The organism is Pedobacter hartonius, from assembly GCF_900107535.1.
In the GTDB taxonomy this organism is placed as follows: domain Bacteria; phylum Bacteroidota; class Bacteroidia; order Sphingobacteriales; family Sphingobacteriaceae; genus Pedobacter; species Pedobacter hartonius.
The window spans coordinates 1-18406 of the sequence record NZ_FNRA01000003.1; the positions used below are offsets into that span (position 1 = coordinate 1).

Here is an 18406-nt window from a genome sequence, read left to right on the forward strand (position 1 = left end):
AACTCCTTCGGGTATGCTTTTCTCTCTCGTGACATAATTTCTGTTAAGGTATGTAAATCCCTTAACTCCGTGTCTACTCAAATATAGCAAGTCCAGTTTTTCCATTAGTAGATGTAATTAGATAAATAAACCCTTTACATACTAGTGTGTAATTCGAAGGCATTCTCCTACACCAAATAGGAATAATTTCTTATGAGAATGATAATTAGTATCAAAACCATATTAAACCATAGCGAATAAGAATTGTAGAGGTACTGAACAAGTAGATCTTACACTTAAACAGAATCATATTTTCCTATTTAAAGTGTAAGACCTGTAAATGATCTGTTAGGTCAGTTTCTGGTATACAAAGAATCTGAGGCCTGTCTGCGGTTGTGGAACACCAGTAACTAAATCTGCTAATATATATTGCTGCATGTTAGGAGAAAGTGGGGCGTCAGGAAAAAAGCCACCACTCGGGACATAAATCGCACAAATTGTCCAGCCTATTGTACAGGTTGGTTTTGTTGGTGATAGAACATAACTATTGGCATCCAAAGGACTTCCCGGACCAACATAACAATACCATGCTCTTGGCATAACGTACATCCTTTTATACATCAAAAAGGTAGAAAAACTTTAATTTCACCTACTCTATTTCAAGGTTTTCGGATTCCCTTTATCAGAATTGATTAGTTATCTGCGTGAATGCTGATTGCCATTATTCTGATCAATAATAACGTCTTCATCCTCCGCTATTTACTTGGTTTTATCATCACTAAGTTACGGCCTGCGCAGCAAATAAATCAGGACAATAATCTCAAATTCAACAACTTAAAATAAAATACATCTGAAAGGCAGGTTGAAAATCCGCCGGAAAAACAGATGAAAAGGACAGAAAAGTTAATATTCCCCCATATCCCTCATCCTGATTTTAATGATCGCTTCCAATATCCGGCCACCTACCTGTTTTTCGTTCGCATCATTACTGAGTTCTACAATATCATAACAATACGTATAACTGTAACAATAGTCTTCTATAATAAATTTTTGCCAGGAATTAGCGGTGTCTGCCAGAAAGGCATCCAATGCTTCTGAAAATTCTTCTTTTTCCATTTTAGTGTTTATATATATATGTCGATCAGGATGACATAATCTCCTATGCGAAAGCAAAATATTTTTTTGAACCTGTTATGAGCAAAATTCATTCATTTAGGTAAAGCCTGATAACAGACGAATGAACAATATTAAGCCAGCCAGACATTTGTAACCCTTGACCAGACTAAATTATTTATATCATCTTAATTTAGATACATATATGACAATATTTCTAATGCAGCATTTTTTTTAAGATATTGTGGGGAGTACCGTATTTTCATGACGCCCTTCCCGGGCGGTAAGCATATAGAACTAAAATGACATGCCCCAATACTCTTTGAATGTCATTGGTGTTAATCTGGGCGGTACTGGTAACTTTTGACCAGATCTGATGCAAGGGACGCCCGCATGGCGATAATGATAGCTAAACAATGTTCAAAGCAGTGACGCCAAGGCAGCGTTGCTGCTTTACAATTAGGCACTCTGGCTCCAAGTTGTTATTTCCTATTAACGCGGCCAAACAGTAAGAATAATCATTGCTTTACTCAGAAAATCCCGTAAACTCGAAAAGGAAGTCAGCAACTGATTCTGCACGGTTTTCTGGGAAATCCCCAGAATTTCACTGATTTCCCTGGTAGATTTTTCATCTACATATTTCATCTGGAAAACAGCCCTTCTCTTATCAGGCTGCAAGGACATCCAAATGGAGATACATCCCTTGAGTTCCTTCTCATTAAAAAGGGAATCCGCCTGTAAGGTAGACAAAACCATATGTTCGAGCGGCTCCTCGAATTCCGGAGTGGCCTTCCCCTTTCTATATAACATGAACACCTGGTAACGGACAGAAGTAAGCAGGTAAGGATAGATGTTCTGGATATTTCTTTTGCCCCTTGAAGTCCACAGATTTGAAAACACATCCTGGACGATCTCTTCGATCATCTCGATGCTTTTCAAGCGTTTGTACGTGTCATTGTACAGCCTCTTCCAGTATCTTTCATAAACTTCATCAAAGGCCAGTCTGTCCCCTTCTACAAGCAGGGTAACCAGCTGAACATCTTCATAGGCCCGGTATTGTCTGATTTTACTAATCATATCCTTTTTCGTTTAAACATTGAAAACAGATCTCGGCTAATTTTGAAAAACGGGGTCTTAAACATCTATATATCAATATAGTAAAAAGAATAAAATGGTTTTACATACATATATGGAACAATCGGTATGACCGGTTATTCCATATTTAAAAGAGCATTAATGTATTCCTGTTCCCCATTCAGGGCATCACAACAATAGTTCTGCCATCCACCTTGAAATGAACAGATTCCGTTAATTCTAATTTCTTCAATACTTTGGAGACATTGCTATACTTAGACAGGGTACCACTAAAATACAATTGGTTTTTAGCGTCCATTCCTTTGTATTGAACATCTACATCATACCATCTTGATATCTTCCTCAGGATACTCTCCAAAGGTTCTTCATCAAACATGAAATATCCGTTTTTCCAGGCTACCGCTTCGTCTATATCAATATTCTTCACAGCGATAACTGCAGACGAAGAACCAGATTTTAATACAGACTGCTGACCGGGTTTGATCACAACCTTCGCATTTGAAGCCAGACTGGTCACCCTTACACTGCCTTCCAAAAGGCTGGTTCTGGTAAATGGCTCATCCGTATAGGAATTGATGTCGAAATGGGTACCCAATACCTCTACCACCTGATGATCAGTAACGACCCTGAAAGGTTTCGATTTATTTTTGGCGACCTCGAAATAGGCTTCACCATTCAGTTCCACCTTTCGTTCTTTACCATCAAAAGCCAATGGGTATTTTAACGAAGAAGCAGCATTGAGCCAAACCTTGGTGCCATCTTCCAGGATTATCTGATACTGACCTCCTTTTGGTGTTTCTACGCTGTTGTAAACAAGCCGGGTATCTGCTGAAGTTGATCTGTCGTATACCAGGCTGCCATCTTTGGCTTTGCTGATGCTGGTACCAAACTGATTCGCAATTTTACCGGAATGCACATCATTGAGGGAGATTTTTGAACCATTGGCAAGAGTAAGAATAGCCTTATTACCTCCGGGAGCAATATCCGCATGCATCCCGGCAGGCTTACTAAACTGTTTTAATTGCGGCTTCCGGGATTGGTAAAAATAAATACCTATTGTAGCAGCCAATAAGATGCTGGCTGCTACAGAGAAGTATTTCCAGGGCACAACGGTATGAAATTTATCTTCCTGGTCAATTCTTGTGTCAATTGCTGATTTCAGACGATCGTGGATCACTCTAAGATCTTTTTTATCAACGGTATCCAGTACATCTGGTTCTGTGGAAAAAAGGTCAAAATATTGCTCTACCGCGGACGCCTGTTTTGCATTTGCAGTTCCATCCAGATATTTTTCAACTATTCTTAAAAATTCTATTCTATTGGGTGTATTCATATGCTATACCAATACAGTATACTTAATTGTCTCAATCTCCCATAGACAGCGCGATTATTTTCGATCAGCGTTCCATGCGCCGGATCTTCTTGATGATTTTAGCAAAAATGCGGTCGCCAATTTCTTTGATCTGTGCTTCCTGAAAGAGTTCAAGTACGTCGAAACAATGCGTGTAACTGTCATAATAGTCTTCTACGATAAATTCCTGCCAGGAGTCAGCCGTACGTGATAAATATGCGTTCACAGCCTCTGAAAATTCTTGCTTTTCCATGATGAGTTGTTTAATATACAGTCTATTATCCTGCAAATTCCTCCTACGTACGGCAAGAATATTAATTCCTGCTGATTGTGAATTATGACCAAACTACTTATTCCCGTGGTGAACACAAGTATGTCAGAGGTAAATACGGAAATTAGTAATTAATAATTAATTTTATAATTCGATCCTACAAAATTGCACTTATTATAGAAAAAAATGATAAATTAGATATAACATTTACTGATTGATACCTGAATTTATGAGGAAGCTTATATATAACATAAAAGCACTCCGGGAAACCGCAGGCTTAACCATTGAGGACCTGGCCAGGGAGCTGGGAACTTCTGCCAAAACATACAAAAATATTGAGAGCGAAGAGATGGAGATCACGCTGACGATCTTCAGAAAATTATTACGGTTTTACAGGATCTCAGCATCTGAACTGGTAGAATTCGGACTGACAAAGGAACAGGTGGATCTGAAGTATATGGCCCCTGTAGATCTGGTCAATCACCCTATGGGCCGGGAAGCAGTTATGGTGCAACTGGAGATTGCAGATATACTCAGGCATATCATTGAATTAAAGATCAGCGCACACTCGAAATTTATACCGTTTAACCCGAATTAAAATTCTATCACTCAACTTGCTATCCCAGCTCAGGGATCAGCACCTCCGGACAGCCCTTAGACGTACTGATCAGAATTACTGTATAGACTTACCAAATATTTATAGATATCTCACACAATTTTAACACATTGCTAATATTCATTAAAATATAAATATTTTCTATTTTATTAATTTAATGTACAAATATATTGTATGTTTGTTCTGTGATAAGAAATGAAGACATCTTATGGAAAAGTTTGTTGGAGGATTGCTTCCCGGACTTTCTCAGGTTTATTCACCCGGGAATAGACAATATTTTAAATCTTAACCTGGGATATGAATTTCTGGATAATGAACTTCCGCAAGTTTTCAGGCCGGAAGAGCGGATGAATTCGCCAAAAATTGTTGATAAACTAGTTAAGGTTTATCCTCATGATGAATCAGACGACTGGATCCTGCTGCATTTTGAATTCCAGGCCGCTTACAGGGAAAATTTCAGAGAAAGAATGTATACCTATTTCTATCGATTAATGGATAAACATAAAAAGCGTATATCTGCTTACGCGATATTAACAGAAGCAACCCCAAAATATCGTCCAAATGTTTTCGAGAGAAGATTTTTAGGTACAGAATTAAAATATCAGTACAATACATTTAAGATTACCGACCCAACTGATGAAGAACTTTTCTCCAGCGAAAATCCATTTGCAATTGCTATTATCGCCGCAAGGATTACCGGAAAGTGCAGGAACGTAAAGAACATTCAAAAACGTGATCAATTGAAAAAGGATTTAAAGATTGACCTGATTAAACACCTGTTTTCAAGAATGCTTTCACAAAAAACAACAAGAGCACTTTTACATTTTATAACCTTTTACGTTCTTTTTGAATTAGAAGAAACAAAAGCTATTTTTGATAAAGAATTACAATTTTTAACCAAAAACAAACCAAACATGGGCATTGAAGAACATATTGCAGAAATTTACAAAGAAAGAGGAATTAAGCTAGGCATTAAAGAAGGAAAGATAGAAGGTAAGATTGAGGGTAAAATAGAGGGTAAGATTGAGGGTAAAATAGAAGGTAAGATTGAGGGTAAGATTGAGGGTAAGATCGAAGTCAAGAAGGAATTAGCATACCATCTGATCTATAATCTTGGTTATACCGAGAACCGGGCTGCTGAAGCACTAAAGGTCCCGCTAACTTTTATAAAGAGATTGCGTAAAAAAGAAACCTTAGCTTTATAATTATCAGCGATCTGGTTAGCCTTCTTCCCTGCCAGCTTCAATCTTCGCATGAAGCTGGTGAAGACGCAGTACAAAGACATCAGCAGATTTGAGATCCCAATTTTTCTTCAGATAGCTAAAATGGGATTCAAGAAACAGCGGGATATCTTCAATTACCACCCCCTTATCCAATTCAACCCTCTCCGGTAATTCGATTCCTGCGAAATACGCTTCTAATTCTTCTACTGACATATGCGAAGTTAAAAGAAAATTGCCTAATTTAAAACAGATGAAATAATAATCCGGCAGGCCCCAACAAGGTCAGTGCCGCCGGATTATTGATTCAGACCATTACAAAGTGTTACAAATAGCCTGGTTCGTCCGCTGTTGGCCCATAGGTACGTGGAACCGGAATATCCAGCAGTCTAAAATAAACACCCAACTGGGCACGGTGATGGATCATCTCATTTAAAGCATAGCGCAGCAACCCGCCCCTGCTTAGTGATATCTGCACCTCACCGCCGTTTTTCAACGACCAGGTTGGCAACAAATCTTTCTCGTTCGCTGCCTCAAGCTGCGCTTTTGCTGCTGCAATGGCATTGTCAAACATGTTAAGCAGATCTTCGTTATTGTTTATAACAGGTGGTTCATTGGCATTAGCCTGCAAGTCAAATTCATCTGTAGTTAAAGCCATAATGATGTAGAACGGAAGTTCAGCAATATGTGTGGCAAGTTCCTTTATGGTTCTACTTTTTTCATGAGGACGCCAGTCATCCTTGTCAGCCGGAACACGCTCCAGTGTTTTACGGGTAATTACAGATTCCTTTGTCAGTTCTTGTAGAAATTCGTTTGGAGTAGACATACAATTTATTTTATCAGTTTATTCTTTAAGGAGACAAACGTTATAATGCTGACAACAGTACATCAACAGCATAAAAAGTATTCTATTTTTCCTCAAATAATGCTAGACATTGCCTTTATCCGGTTTTTCAGCTAATTTCAAAATATCACTCCTATTTGACTTAAGCTCAAAACCAAAAGTTTTATTTTAAAAATCGCTGCTAATACACCTTCATTTACGCCCATTAATTTAAAAAAATCGCTATTATTACCTATCTGATTTAAATCACCAACATGAAGACTGTTTTTAAAAATCTTACTTTCTGGGTACTGATAGCCATTATTGCAGGTATATTATTAGGCCACTACGCACCTGCTACAGCAATAAAAATGGAAATCGTGGGCAAGACATTTGTGAACATTATCAAATTGTTCATCGGCCCGATCATTTTCCTGACCATAGTTTTAGGGATCAGCGGAATGGGGGATTTAAAAAAGGTAGGACGCATCGGCTTAAAGTCGCTGATCTATTTTGAAGTGCTGACCACCTTCGCACTGGCCATCGGAATAGTGGTTGCGGTGATCATTCAACCAGGCAAGATCAGTAAAACCGGCCTGCAGGAGCAGGATCCGTCAAAATATACAAATACTTCCGGACATGCAGGTTTCAACTGGGCGGATTTCTTTTTATCGAATTTCACTTTGCAAATACTTCTGGTGGCGATCGTTGTCGGCATCGTCCTGAACTTTTCAAAACACCGTGAGGCTGCCGTACATACGTTAAGCAAGTGGTCGAAACTGGTATTTAAAGGATTGAAATATGTGATGTACCTCGCCCCTCTCGGTGCATTCGGTGGGATGGCCTACACCATTGGAAAGTTCGGCCTCCACACGCTGATACCGCTGGCAAAATTGATGGGAACGGTATACCTGACGATGTTCCTCTTCGTATTTCTGATCCTGGGAGCAATACTTCGTTATTATAAGTTAAGTATTTTTAAATTCCTTAAATATATTGAAGAAGAGCTCCTGCTGGTGCTTGGAACGTCCTCTTCTGAATCGGCTTTGCCTACGCTGATGCAGAAACTTGAAAAAATGGGCTGCAGTAAGTCTGTAGTGGGTTTGGTAGTACCTACTGGTTACTCTTTCAACCTGGATGGGACATCGATTTATCTGTCTATGTCGGTCATCTTCCTGGCCCAGCTGTACAATGTGCACCTGTCACTGGCGGAAATGGCGAGTATCATCGGAATCTTAATGGTTACCTCAAAAGGTGCAGCCGGCGTTACAGGAAGCGGTTTTATTATCCTGGCTTCCACACTTACGGCTATCCATAAGATTCCTGTGGAAGGCCTGGCTTTCCTGCTGGGCGTGGATAAATTTATGAGTGAAGCACGGGCAATCACTAATATCATTGGAAACGGCGTCGCCACGATCGTCATTGCGAAAAGTGAGAAGGAATTTATTACCCCTGCCGGAGGAGAATTTGCAAAAGATTAAGCTCCTTCAGCAAGCACAATTTTCCCCGATTTCTGAACCCTCCAGCGAGTGATCGGATTAAAGTGGTATCCTCCCTTGCTGTCCCTTGCCGCGCATAGTTCCTGGTAAGATGGTTGTACATATCCCGTTTCATCCACTGCACGGCTCATGATCTCGGTTTCAGCACCCATCCAGTTCCACAGATAGCGGAAGGCTGTATGGGCCTTATCCAGTACCGGCCCCTGCAACTCAGCCGGTTCCCAGGATCTTCCGCCGTTAATACTCACTTCTACTTTAACTATTTTTCCGCGGCCGGTCCAGGCAATACCCCTGATCTCTATCCAGCCCTTTTCCAGCTGTACCGGAAAAGATGGAAAGGTAATGATTGAACGGGCATCCATGACAAAGCTGAACTGCCTGATCTTGCCATCTTTTACTGATTCTGTATACTTGGAAGTCTCCTCACGGGTCATAAATGGAGCATCTGATAATTCAATCCTTCTCAGCCATTTCACAGAGGTGTTACCCTCCCATCCTGGTAAGAGCAAACGTGCAGGATATCCCTGTTCAGGCCTGATGGCTTCGCCATTTTGTGCATATACGATCATAGCGTCGTCCCAACCCTTACTCACAGGAATACTCCGCGTCATTACAGCGGCATCACCACCCTCAGCTAAAAACCAGGTTGCTTTCTCCCTGACACCAACCTCCCTGAAGATCGTAGATAACATCACTCCTGTCCATTCACTCTGGCTTGTTAAACCACAGATCTCCTGCGGCGTCATTTCCTGTTTCCCGGAGCGGAAATTGCCCGAACATTCGATAAAACAGGTGCGTGTTACCGATGGAAACCTTTTCAAATCTTTCAGGCGGAAGATCAATGGCCTGTCTACCATTCCATGAATAACAAGTTCGTATTTCTGAGGATCAATTACAGGGATTCCGCCATGATGACGTTCAAAATGTAAAGCCGATGGTGTTATCGTTCCGTAAAGATCCTGAAGCGGAGTCCTGGATGAAGTGAGAGAAGGTAAACGCTCAGGATTTTCAAATGAGGAAGGCATTCCGGAAGCGCTTGGTCCCCTGCCGGGTATCTTTGTAGGATCAGACGGCAGAACATCGGGTGCCTTTAATAAAGATGAGCCAGTTAACAGCCCTGGAGCCAGTGATTGCGGTACAGCTGCCTGAACCATTTTACCCACAGAGGTTTGTACCAGTACCACTGCCGCGGTAGCTGCGCCACCCAGTAATAACCGGCGACTGATCTTACGCTCGGTCAATGACTTAGTATTTTCTGAACTTTCTTCCATCATCAGTATTTAAAATTGATTTATATGATCTTGCAGGTTATCTGTTCTCACAACCTTTCGGCTCTGCCTATTTCAGTTCTGTTCCTCCTTCGCGGTCATCCTCAACATATTTTTCTTTCGCTGGCATCACAATCTTTGGCAAAGACTTTTCATTGATCACCGTTTGGGCGGAAATGATTCTGTTGCGGTATAAAAGATAAGCCGTAAGATGGTATACTTCCTGATCTGTCAGAGAACCAGGAGCGTTATAAGGCATCGCTCTTCTTACATAATCAAATATCGTAGTTGCGTATGGCCAGTAAGTACCTATGGTTTTCGGAGTGCTGTCTGTCTGCCCACCGGCGGTCTTAACCTTCGCAGACGTTCCGTTCTGCGGAGAAGTTTTATTTGATTCCTGACCATTGCCGGACGCATTTTTAACCGGATAATTCAGAAACAGTGCTTCCCCTAAAAGAGGGCTTTCTGTTTTCTCACCGTCTCCGTGACAGGCAATACACTTGCTATTATAGATCAGCCGGCCGGGTTCAACACTTCCCGATCCTGCAGGTAAACCGCGGCCGTCGGGCCTGACATCAATATCCAGTGCCCTGATTTCATCCGTACCTGCGGCCCTTCCAAATCCAAAACGGTCAGGATGGGCCGCAGTAGTCCTTTTATATACAGTAAACACTACCGTAGCCAACCCCGCTACAAAAACCAGCAGTAGGATTAAATACCGATTGATCAGCGTCTGTTTATTCATATCAAATGGCCGCTGCGTTTCCAAAAAGAAACCACGCAATGATCAGTGTGACAAAAACATTGAATAGCTGCGCGATCAGGAAAGCATACAGTGGCTTTTTATTTTCATTCTTAAACAAGTCCTTGAAATTCGTTTCCAGTCCGATGCTGGTAAAAGCCAGTGTAAACCAGGCATTCTGCAGATTTTTGAGACTATCCTTTACCGATCCGGCAGCAGCGGGAGACAAAAAGAATGAAAATAGCAGCGAAGCTCCGATAAAGGCAAGTACAAACTTTGGAAAACGCTCCCAGATCACCTTTAAAGTGGGTTTTTCCACAGCTTCCGCACCTTTTGCAGTTTTGTTGTACGACCAGTAGATACTGATGGCAAAAGCTGCAATTCCCAGTAATACATTTTGTGAGAACTTCACGATGGTACTGATCTTCAGTGCTTCCTCGCCAACCAATGTTCCCGAAGCTACTACAGCACCGGTAGTATCAATACTGCCACCCAGCCATGCACCGGTTACCTGTTGCGGAAAATGAAAATACGCAGCAATATAGGGCATGAAGATCATCATAGGGATTGCCGTAATCAGCACCATAGAAATCACATAAGATAGTTTCTTAGGGTCACCTTTGATGGCTCCCGAGGTGGCGATGGCTGCAGATACACCACAGATGGAAACTGCACTGGAGATCATCATAGTGAGCTCGTCATCTACCTTAAGCTTTTTACAAAGCCAGAAGGCGAAATACCATACAGAAAGCACTACTACGAGCGCCTGGATCAGCCCCAGGGAGCCGGCTTTGAGGATATCTGAGAAGATGACGGTGGTACCAAGCAACACGAGTCCTATCTTTACAAAAAGTTCGGTAGATAAAGTATCACGGAACCACTGCGGCAGCTTGAAGAGGTTACCGATAATAAGGCCAACCACGAGGCTGAAGATCACTGCTTCGAGATTGATGGATTTGATAAATGCATTGCCGGCAATGATAAGGGCAAGTACTGTCAGCAGATATACCGCAGGAAAACCCAACAGGAAATTCTTTACTTCCTTTCCGGTGATCAGCGCACCGATACTTCCTACAACCATCACAAAGACCAGCTGGATAAGCAGTACAACCAGGTTAGCGGAATTGAGGACGTTGCTGGTCAGTTCTGACGGGTTGCTCCATTTATAAACCGGTACGGGCACCACGTAAAAGAATAAGGCAGAAAAGATGACCAGGGAACCGAGAATAACTACGGTCCAGTCTTCATGTAACGTAAATCGGGTAGTTTTAGCTGTCATTATGAATTTAAATTAGGGGTTTTAAGATTAAAAATATCGGCAAGTGCCTGCTTTGCAGCATAATAACCACACATGCCATGGACACCTCCTCCCGGAGGCGTTGAGGAAGAACAGATATAGATTCCTTTGGCTGAAGTTCTGTATGGAGAGATCCTCAGCGCAGGCCGAGTATACAACTGGCTAAGGTCGATGATACCGCCATTGATATCGCCACCGATATAATTCGGGTTGTAGGCTTCTACTTCGGCTGTATTCATGGTATGCCTGTCCAGGATCGTATCCCTGAAGCCCGGCGCAAAACGCTCTACCTGCTTTTCTATGGCTTCGGTCATGTCTTTTCTGGAACCATTGGGCACATGGCAATATGCCCAGGCCGTATGTTTGCCCGAAGGCGCCCTGCTCCCATCAAATACACTGGGCTGTGCCAGCAGTACAAAAGGTTTTTCGGCATGAATATCATTGGCCGACCGCTGTTCTGTACCCGCAATTTCGCCAAAGGTATTTCCGATATGCACAGTTCCCGCCTTAAGGCATTCAGCGGCAGTAAAGGGTATCGGGGATGATAATGCCCAGTCTATTTTAAAGACCCCCATTCCATACCGGTAACGGCCAAGCTGCCATTTGTAAAGGGCGGAGAACTTTTCCGGAGCAATCTCCAACAGTTGTTTGGGTGTAAGGTCTAACAGGACCGTTTTGGCTTTAGGCAGTTCATCGAGTGACTTCACCATCTGGCCCGTCTGGATCTTTCCGCCGAGGGACACAAAATATCCCGCCAGGGCATTGGCAACCGACTGGGACCCTCCTTTGGGAATTGGCCAGCCATGTACATGCCCCACCGCAGATAATACCATGCCTATAGCTGCTGTAGCCAGATTGCTAAGCGGCTGGATGGAATGTGCAGTCATGCCTGCCCATAGCCCTTTGGCTTTTTCGGTGGAGAATCTTTTGGAGATCATTTCGGCCGACTGCAGTGCTTTAAGCCCAAAACCAGCCAGCAATAACGGATGTTGAGGAAACTTCAGTGGTGAAAGGATACTGCCGACAAGTTTTTCCCAGTTCTGCACCAGCGGCCCGATGAGATCCAGATAAGCCTGTTCATCTTTTCCCAGTGCGGCTGCAGTAAGTTGCATCGATCCTGAGAGGAAAGCGGCTGTACCATCATCGAAGGGATGTGCGGCCGCAAGCCCGGGCTGTATAAATTCCAGTCCGTATTCCTGTAAAGGAAGGGAAGCAAAAAATGGGGAGGCCACAGCCATCGGGTGAATGGCCGAGCAGACGTCGTGTTTAAAACCCGGCAAAGTGAGTTCAGCTGTCCGCATTCCCCCGCCAATGGTGTCTTTCCCTTCAACAAGAAGTACAGAAAGGCCTGCCTGTTGCATAGTAATTGCAGCGGCCAGCCCATTGGGCCCCGATCCTACAATTACGGCATCATACGCTATATGTTCTTTATTCATTTAATATTTTCCTGCATTCAGGGTACTTAATTTTAAGGCATACTGCCTTTCTACCCGGTGCAACACCAGAGATACGGAGTCTTTATTTTCGTTAATTCCTTTCAGGAGCACTTCTTTCCCGTCAGTAGTGCTGTAATGAAGTACCATTCTGTTTCTTTTTGTTTCCAGTGCACGTTCCGCCGTAATTCCTTTCAGCCTCCTGTCGGTTAAACCTGCGGCGTCAATCTGGGCATATTCCTGCTGGTCAGTGAGGAAATTCTGCTGTCCATTTACTTTATGCTGCTTCGCTTCAGAACGCCGGCCTTTTTTCTTTTTGCCTTCAGACAAACCGGGCATAGCCCTGAATTTATCCTGCAAGTACAAGATATGGTTTATTGTATCAGCTTCATAATAGAAGACCCTTCTGCCCCCGCCTACACCTGCAATCTCAAAAGTCCGGTTGATATCCCGCATAGGCGATCCTCCTCCGTTGGAGAGGTCAAGCGGCACGGCCTTGTTTTGTTTGAAGGTAAGCGTAGTCCATTTTTCAAATGTTACATCCTGCCACCTCAGCGAATCTTGCGGGCTATAGGGAATGACCTGGTTGTTCAGCTTAAACTCCGACACCTGGTAATATCCCCTCAGTGCTGAAACGCCTCTTGCAGCGGGCTGTTTGTACGGATCATAAAGGAAGTTATTGAGCTGGATATAAAAAAATACGAACAGGAATAATACAATCACCCCGGTTTTTAAGACGATCCTGGTGGTCTTCAGCCATTTTTCTTTAAAATGGATATCGAAGTCGACCGGCACCGTATACCGCTCCAGAATAAACAAGTTATAGATTTTGGGCATTTCTTTAGCCAGGAGAAAAGCAGCGAAGAGCACAAAGTAACTGCTGTAAACATGCACTCCGCCATCATAGGCGAAGTTGACATATACAATATCGCCCAAAGCACCAAACAGGATGATTGCCCCGAGCGTAGCTGTTTTTCTAAAGAAGAGCAGCACGCCCGAGGTCAGCTCCACGATACCGGCGAAAACCTGATACCAGGGCACGATACTGATAGATAACCAATAGATTTTTTGTGCGGTAAGGTCACCAAAATTGGTGTTCAGGATTCCTGTTGAAGGATAAGGCATCTGCACAGGCAATACTTTGGTAAAGGCAAAACCGATAATACCTATGGCAGCCCGGTAACGGACGATCACCGTCAGCCAGTAATACAAAACGTTATATTCCTTTCTCTTGCGGTCCAACAGGCTCCAGACTATTCCTCCGGCAACCGACACCGCGAACAGTACCAGCCATTCGGCATAACCATAGTAACCTGCCCCCCTGACAAATGAAGGCTGGTAACGCGCAATATCATACAGATCACGATAGTGTAAGCTCGTCCAGTCGAACTGGAACAGCTGCGTATACCATTTTGCACTTTCCGGAATGGTCATCAGGACAAAAAAGATAAAAGCTATACGAAAAGCTATCTTTTGGTAGTCCTTCCAAACCAGCGGCGGCGCATCCGCAGGGATCCCGCCGTTTACCGTATCAGTTGTTTTACCCAAATCCGGTCCCGAAACCGGCTGGTCTGCTGAATCCTCTACAATTTCAAGTTCAGCTCCTATTTCTGTCGCAGACATATCGTCGAATTTTAATTCATGTTTCTTTATAATTTCAATCCCCTTACACGGCCTTTTTCAGCGGCCTTCAGCAAATATTTTTTAGGGTTTTTCTCCAATATGGCCTCAATACGGTTTCCGCCAATGATCCCGCTAAGCACCAGCGTGGAGTCTGGCCCGGCCTGATAGCTGAGCTGTCCATCTGTTGCCGGGTTAGCACTTCGTGATGAAGCAGTTGTAAATGAAGTAGTGTCTGCAACTGAGGAAGTATCACTAAGCACTGAAGTGTTCGTCAGCCGGATAGTATGATGCAGCGTATCGGCATTAAAGCTGTAGTACACCCTTCCTTTTGTACCGGAAGGCTCATATAAACTTCCGGTACCTGGTGGGACTGTTTCCACGTTATCGTTCAGCGCAGCATAATCTTTATTGATCTTTATACTTAGTGACGCCCACTTTTCGAATACCACATCCTGCCAGCGCAGGGAGTCGGTCAGTGAATATGGTCTGAGCTGTCCGTTGAGCGTAAAGCTTTTCACGGTATACAATCCCTTTAACCCTTTAATCCCGGGACGGCTTGTAAAATGATAACCTCCCTTTACCGAAGACCGATGGGCACTAAAACCATAGATCAGTACAAATACCAGTATCAGTGCCGACTTTAGCACAAAACGGGCAATTTTCAGCTGACCGGTCCATACCAGCGCCTGTCTTGCAGGTGCAACAGGAATATGCAGGATGATCAGATTGATAATCCTTTTTCCGTCATAAACGACAAGGAACAATGCCAGCGTAACCAGGTAAAAACTATATACCACTTCTCCGCCTTCGTAGGCAAGATTCGACATAAAAACATTTCCTGTAAAAAAGATGATGATCGTAGCGCCAATCACTGAGGTCCTTCTAAAGAGCAGCAGTATACCCGCAAGCAGCTCCACCGCCCCTAAAAACGCCTGATAACCCGGCACGATCCCCAGACTCAGGGAGAAAAGCTTCCAGCTTGTGAAATCCCCGTAAGGTGTATTTAAACTGCTGAGTGATGGGTACGGAGCCTGAATAGCAAATAACTTCAAAAAGCCATAGGTGATGACGGCAACTGCAAGCCTGTAACGCACCAGTATCCTGAGATAAGCATACAGCCGCGTGTAATGTGTATTCTTTTTATCAATGACAGACCAGATCACCGTTCCTATGACAGATATCATCAGGATAAAGATCCAGTCGGCAAAAGCTGCCAGTCCCCAGTCCTGCGGATGGTAAGAACCAGACACAAACTGGGGTGTATATTTTGCGATCCGGAAGATTTCGGCAAAGCTGAGATTAAACCAGTTCAGGCTGAACAAATGGCGGTAATATTTCCAGTCGAGCGGAAATACCTGCAGAAAAAAGTAAATAAAGGCAAGTCTGAAAAGCACTTTCTCGTAGCCCTTCCAGACAATATTTCCTGAGTTAAGTTGATCTTTCGGCATCTTATTTAGCAGTTTTAGGTGGACTAATCAATACCCTGTTTTTCAAATCATAACGTTCTCCCTCCTTCAGTAATAGAAAAGGTATATTTTTCTTTAAGATGGTATCATGGTCATAGATCGCCACATAAGATTTACCTACCACCTGAATGGTATCTTTTTGTACAACAATTGCCGTAGCTTCATCCAGTCCTATGCCAATCAGTTTCGGTGATACTTTAATGAAATCCACCAGGTCAAACTGCCTGTTGCGCTTCATCAAATGCTGATCAATCGCCGCATTCTTTAAGAACCCAAGTCCCTGCACATGATCACCGATCAGTGTTTCAGCGCCGCTGGTATCTCCTCTCCAGAGGAAAGAGCCCTGGATGGTTGCCCCTGCAGAGCTTCCTGCAATCACACCACCGCGTTTCAGTACATCAAAAAATGCCTGATGCGTACGTGTGTTCAAGTATGCATCAGCAATCCTCCACTGGCGCCCGCCTACAAAGTACACCCCGGTAGCACGTTCTACCGGCGCAATGAAACGATCAGAGTTGGCTTCCGGCAAACTGCTGGCATGTAACAGTGTGACGTCTTTTATTCCAGTGATTTTTTTAATTTCATTGATATCTTTCTGGTCATATGCTGCGGAATCACCACTGGCCGCAGTAACGACTACGATCCTTGCTTTCTCCTTTCCTCCCGCCAGTTCCACAAACTTATTCCAGACGGAGGCCGTATTACCTACATTACCGCCAATAATCAGCAGTGATCCATGCTCCGGCCCATGCCTGGTCACCGAAGCAGTATCAATTTTAATAGGTTGCTGTGCCAGGGCCGGCGTAGCGGCTGCCAGCAAATACAGCACAATGCTGTTAAAAAACGATGTCATAAATACCTTATTTAAAGAGCTCATTAATTTAATTTTTATCTAATTTTTTGGCATAGAGAACCCAGGGCCCTGGCCGTATATTTAAAGTCATTGTGCTACCCTTAAAAGTATAGCGACAAACAAACGTTAAAAATGGATGGAGTTAAATGACGATCAACAACAACGGAATCGGCGACAAGCAATGTTTACGATTCCCTCCCTGATCAAGTGATTAGAGCTGATATAAAGTAAAGTTGGATCCATAGCAATCTGCTGATAATAAGTGAAGTAATTGTTTTGCTTCTTCAAATGTAGGATAATATTATTATACAAACCAATTAAATCTACCTATTTAATAGAATTAATCATAAAAGGCGCGTTTCTCTTTTAAAAACGAAGTTTAAACTTGCTTTAGATACAATTTTGTTACGATTAACCAGAAAATTTATTGATCAGTGTGAGGAAAGGAAACGGTTATCCTAAAGATTTGTTAAGGTTAGTCCGGGGGCTTATTGAATAAGCCTGGATAAATATTAGTTTATCCGGGAAATTCTGAACAATTAGTCTAACGATTTTCTGAGATCAGAATACTTATTTGATAAGTGCAAGGAAATGTAACGGTTATTCTAAAGATTTGCTAAGGTTAGTCGGAGGGTTTAGCCAATAAGTCTGGATAAGTGTTACGGCTATTCTAGGGAATTGAATAAAAAAAGAATTGAATAAAAAAATAGTGTCGGGTGGTATTACTTACCGCGCTATGCAAAAAAATCAGACCCTTGGATGATCTTTTGGTTCCTTTTTTAATGTCCGCCTGAGGAAGCATTCATTGCTGACAGCCAGGAACCACAGGATGACTTATGCATCCATAAAGGTCAGACCATCCTGTGAAAAAAAAATTTATCTGCTATTTTTTCGACATGCAAGATTTTGCCCTTCGCAAAATGTTGGGGAGAAAAAATAGCAGATAATTTTTTTTCCCATAGTCTACCTGTTTTTACGCAACAGCTCCAGTCTTGCCTTCTGTTCAGCAATGCGGCTTTCCAGACGGTCATGTTTCTCTTTATCGTGTAACTTCTGGTCAATATGGTCTGCCTGGTGTCCATGTCCGTTCTCTACCCAGGTTGTATATTGTTTCTCCTGGTGTTCAGCGCTTCCGCTTAGTTTTCTCAGCAGTTCTTCCCTTCTGATCTTCAGCTGCAGCAGTTTTTCATTCATTTCTGCATGATGTTCCTCATCGGCGGTCAGGAATTTTGTTTCAGCTTTCCTGATCTCCGCATTTAAATCTTCGAGATCTGTCAGGGCGGGCACATACACCTCATCATCAATATTCAAGCGGTACACATCATCAGTCAGCGGGGCCAGTGCGGTATTCACCGGTGTTTCCCAGTCTTCCCACACATGTGCAACCAGCAAGGATTTACCATTGGGAATATTGGCCGACACCTGGTCCAGATAATCTGACACCCCTTCTGCCCTTACCGTGTCACCTGCCGCTCCGGCTACCATTCCGGCACCGATACCCACCAGGAAACCCAGCGGGCCTGCAAGCAGGCCAATCAGTCCGCCGATGATACCACCGCCGATAGCACTGTACCCTTCCGCTTCATCTTTCGCAGAGCGGATGGTGGTCATTCCATTCTCATCCTTTGACAGTACATAAGACTCACCCAGTGAAATATCCTGCAGGGCATTCAGTTCCTGAATAGCCCTAAGACCTTTAAATGCTTCCGTTTCCGTAGAAAATAAAGCCTGAATCATTCTTTCCATAGTTATAAATG

At 43.1% G+C, this 18406-nt stretch carries 17 protein-coding genes; 3 read left to right on the forward strand and 14 right to left on the reverse strand.

The window, feature by feature from the left end; translation table 11 throughout:
• Window positions 1-882 precede the first annotated feature (882 nt).
• From BLW16_RS06005 to BLW16_RS06020, 4 genes are all read right to left on the reverse strand, one after another.
• The gene (locus BLW16_RS06005) at window positions 883-1095 is read right to left on the reverse strand and encodes a hypothetical protein (protein ID WP_090555688.1); all 213 of its coding nucleotides are present in this window, start codon (window positions 1093-1095) and stop codon (window positions 883-885) included.
• A gap of 489 nt (window positions 1096-1584) precedes the next feature.
• Window positions 1585-2169, reverse strand: a complete 585-nt coding sequence (locus BLW16_RS06010) for an RNA polymerase sigma factor (RefSeq protein ID WP_090555689.1) — start codon at window positions 2167-2169, stop codon at window positions 1585-1587.
• A gap of 178 nt (window positions 2170-2347) precedes the next feature.
• On the reverse strand, window positions 2348-3520 hold the full coding sequence (locus BLW16_RS06015) for a FecR family protein (RefSeq protein WP_090555690.1): 1173 nt from the start codon (window positions 3518-3520) through the stop codon (window positions 2348-2350).
• A gap of 64 nt (window positions 3521-3584) precedes the next feature.
• A complete protein-coding gene (locus BLW16_RS06020) occupies window positions 3585-3791 on the reverse strand; it encodes a hypothetical protein (RefSeq protein ID WP_090555691.1) in 207 nt (68 codons plus the stop codon).
• 247 nt (window positions 3792-4038) lie between these two features.
• Here BLW16_RS06020 and BLW16_RS06025 point away from each other — a divergent pair, with 247 nt between their 5' ends.
• Both BLW16_RS06025 and BLW16_RS06030 read left to right on the forward strand, forming a co-directional pair.
• Window positions 4039-4407, forward strand: a complete 369-nt coding sequence (locus BLW16_RS06025) for a helix-turn-helix domain-containing protein (protein WP_090555692.1) — start codon at window positions 4039-4041, stop codon at window positions 4405-4407.
• A 365-nt stretch (window positions 4408-4772) separates the two neighbouring features.
• Window positions 4773-5630 (forward strand): RpnC/YadD family protein, encoded by an 858-nt coding sequence (locus BLW16_RS06030; protein WP_139298265.1) that lies wholly within the window; start codon window positions 4773-4775, stop codon window positions 5628-5630.
• Between the two features lie 15 nt (window positions 5631-5645).
• Here the strand turns inward: BLW16_RS06030 and BLW16_RS06035 are convergent, their stop codons facing one another.
• Window positions 5646-5861: a DUF6965 family protein gene (locus tag BLW16_RS06035; protein WP_090555694.1), complete on the reverse strand. Its 216-nt coding sequence runs from the start codon at window positions 5859-5861 to the stop codon at window positions 5646-5648.
• 109 nt (window positions 5862-5970) lie between these two features.
• Window positions 5971-6471: a DinB family protein gene (locus BLW16_RS06040; protein ID WP_090555695.1), complete on the reverse strand. Its 501-nt coding sequence runs from the start codon at window positions 6469-6471 to the stop codon at window positions 5971-5973.
• Window positions 6472-6743: 272 nt separating this feature from the next.
• On the opposite strand from BLW16_RS06040, the gene BLW16_RS06045 reads away from it, so the two are divergent.
• The gene (locus tag BLW16_RS06045; RefSeq protein WP_090555696.1) at window positions 6744-7949 is read left to right on the forward strand and encodes a cation:dicarboxylate symporter family transporter; all 1206 of its coding nucleotides are present in this window, start codon (window positions 6744-6746) and stop codon (window positions 7947-7949) included.
• On the opposite strand, the gene soxC is transcribed toward BLW16_RS06045, so the two are convergent.
• The 8 genes from soxC to BLW16_RS06085 all read right to left on the reverse strand — a co-directional run bounded on the left by soxC (window position 7946) and on the right by BLW16_RS06085 (window position 18395).
• Window positions 7946-9241: a sulfite dehydrogenase gene (gene soxC, locus BLW16_RS06050; RefSeq protein WP_245735140.1), complete on the reverse strand. Its 1296-nt coding sequence runs from the start codon at window positions 9239-9241 to the stop codon at window positions 7946-7948. The two genes, BLW16_RS06045 and soxC, sit on opposite strands and share 4 nt — an antisense overlap.
• A gap of 64 nt (window positions 9242-9305) precedes the next feature.
• A complete protein-coding gene (locus BLW16_RS06055; RefSeq protein ID WP_090555697.1) occupies window positions 9306-9980 on the reverse strand; it encodes a c-type cytochrome in 675 nt (224 codons plus the stop codon).
• A gap of 1 nt (window position 9981) precedes the next feature.
• Entirely contained in the window at window positions 9982-11256 is a 1275-nt protein-coding gene (locus tag BLW16_RS06060) for a YeiH family protein (protein ID WP_090555698.1), read from the reverse strand.
• On the reverse strand, window positions 11256-12710 hold the full coding sequence (locus tag BLW16_RS06065) for a phytoene desaturase family protein (RefSeq protein WP_090555699.1): 1455 nt from the start codon (window positions 12708-12710) through the stop codon (window positions 11256-11258). Before BLW16_RS06065 ends, BLW16_RS06060 begins: the two co-directional genes overlap by 1 nt.
• Complete coding sequence (locus tag BLW16_RS06070) at window positions 12711-14330, reverse strand: hypothetical protein (RefSeq protein ID WP_245735141.1); 1620 nt, start codon at window positions 14328-14330, stop codon at window positions 12711-12713.
• Window positions 14331-14356: 26 nt separating this feature from the next.
• Window positions 14357-15778, reverse strand: coding sequence for a hypothetical protein (locus BLW16_RS06075; protein ID WP_090555700.1), 1422 nt, complete (start codon window positions 15776-15778; stop codon window positions 14357-14359).
• A gap of 1 nt (window position 15779) precedes the next feature.
• The gene (locus BLW16_RS06080) at window positions 15780-16673 is read right to left on the reverse strand and encodes a cyanophycinase (RefSeq protein ID WP_245735142.1); all 894 of its coding nucleotides are present in this window, start codon (window positions 16671-16673) and stop codon (window positions 15780-15782) included.
• A 939-nt stretch (window positions 16674-17612) separates the two neighbouring features.
• On the reverse strand, window positions 17613-18395 hold the full coding sequence (locus tag BLW16_RS06085; RefSeq protein WP_090555701.1) for a DUF1269 domain-containing protein: 783 nt from the start codon (window positions 18393-18395) through the stop codon (window positions 17613-17615).
• Between the last annotated feature and the right edge of the window lie 11 nt (window positions 18396-18406).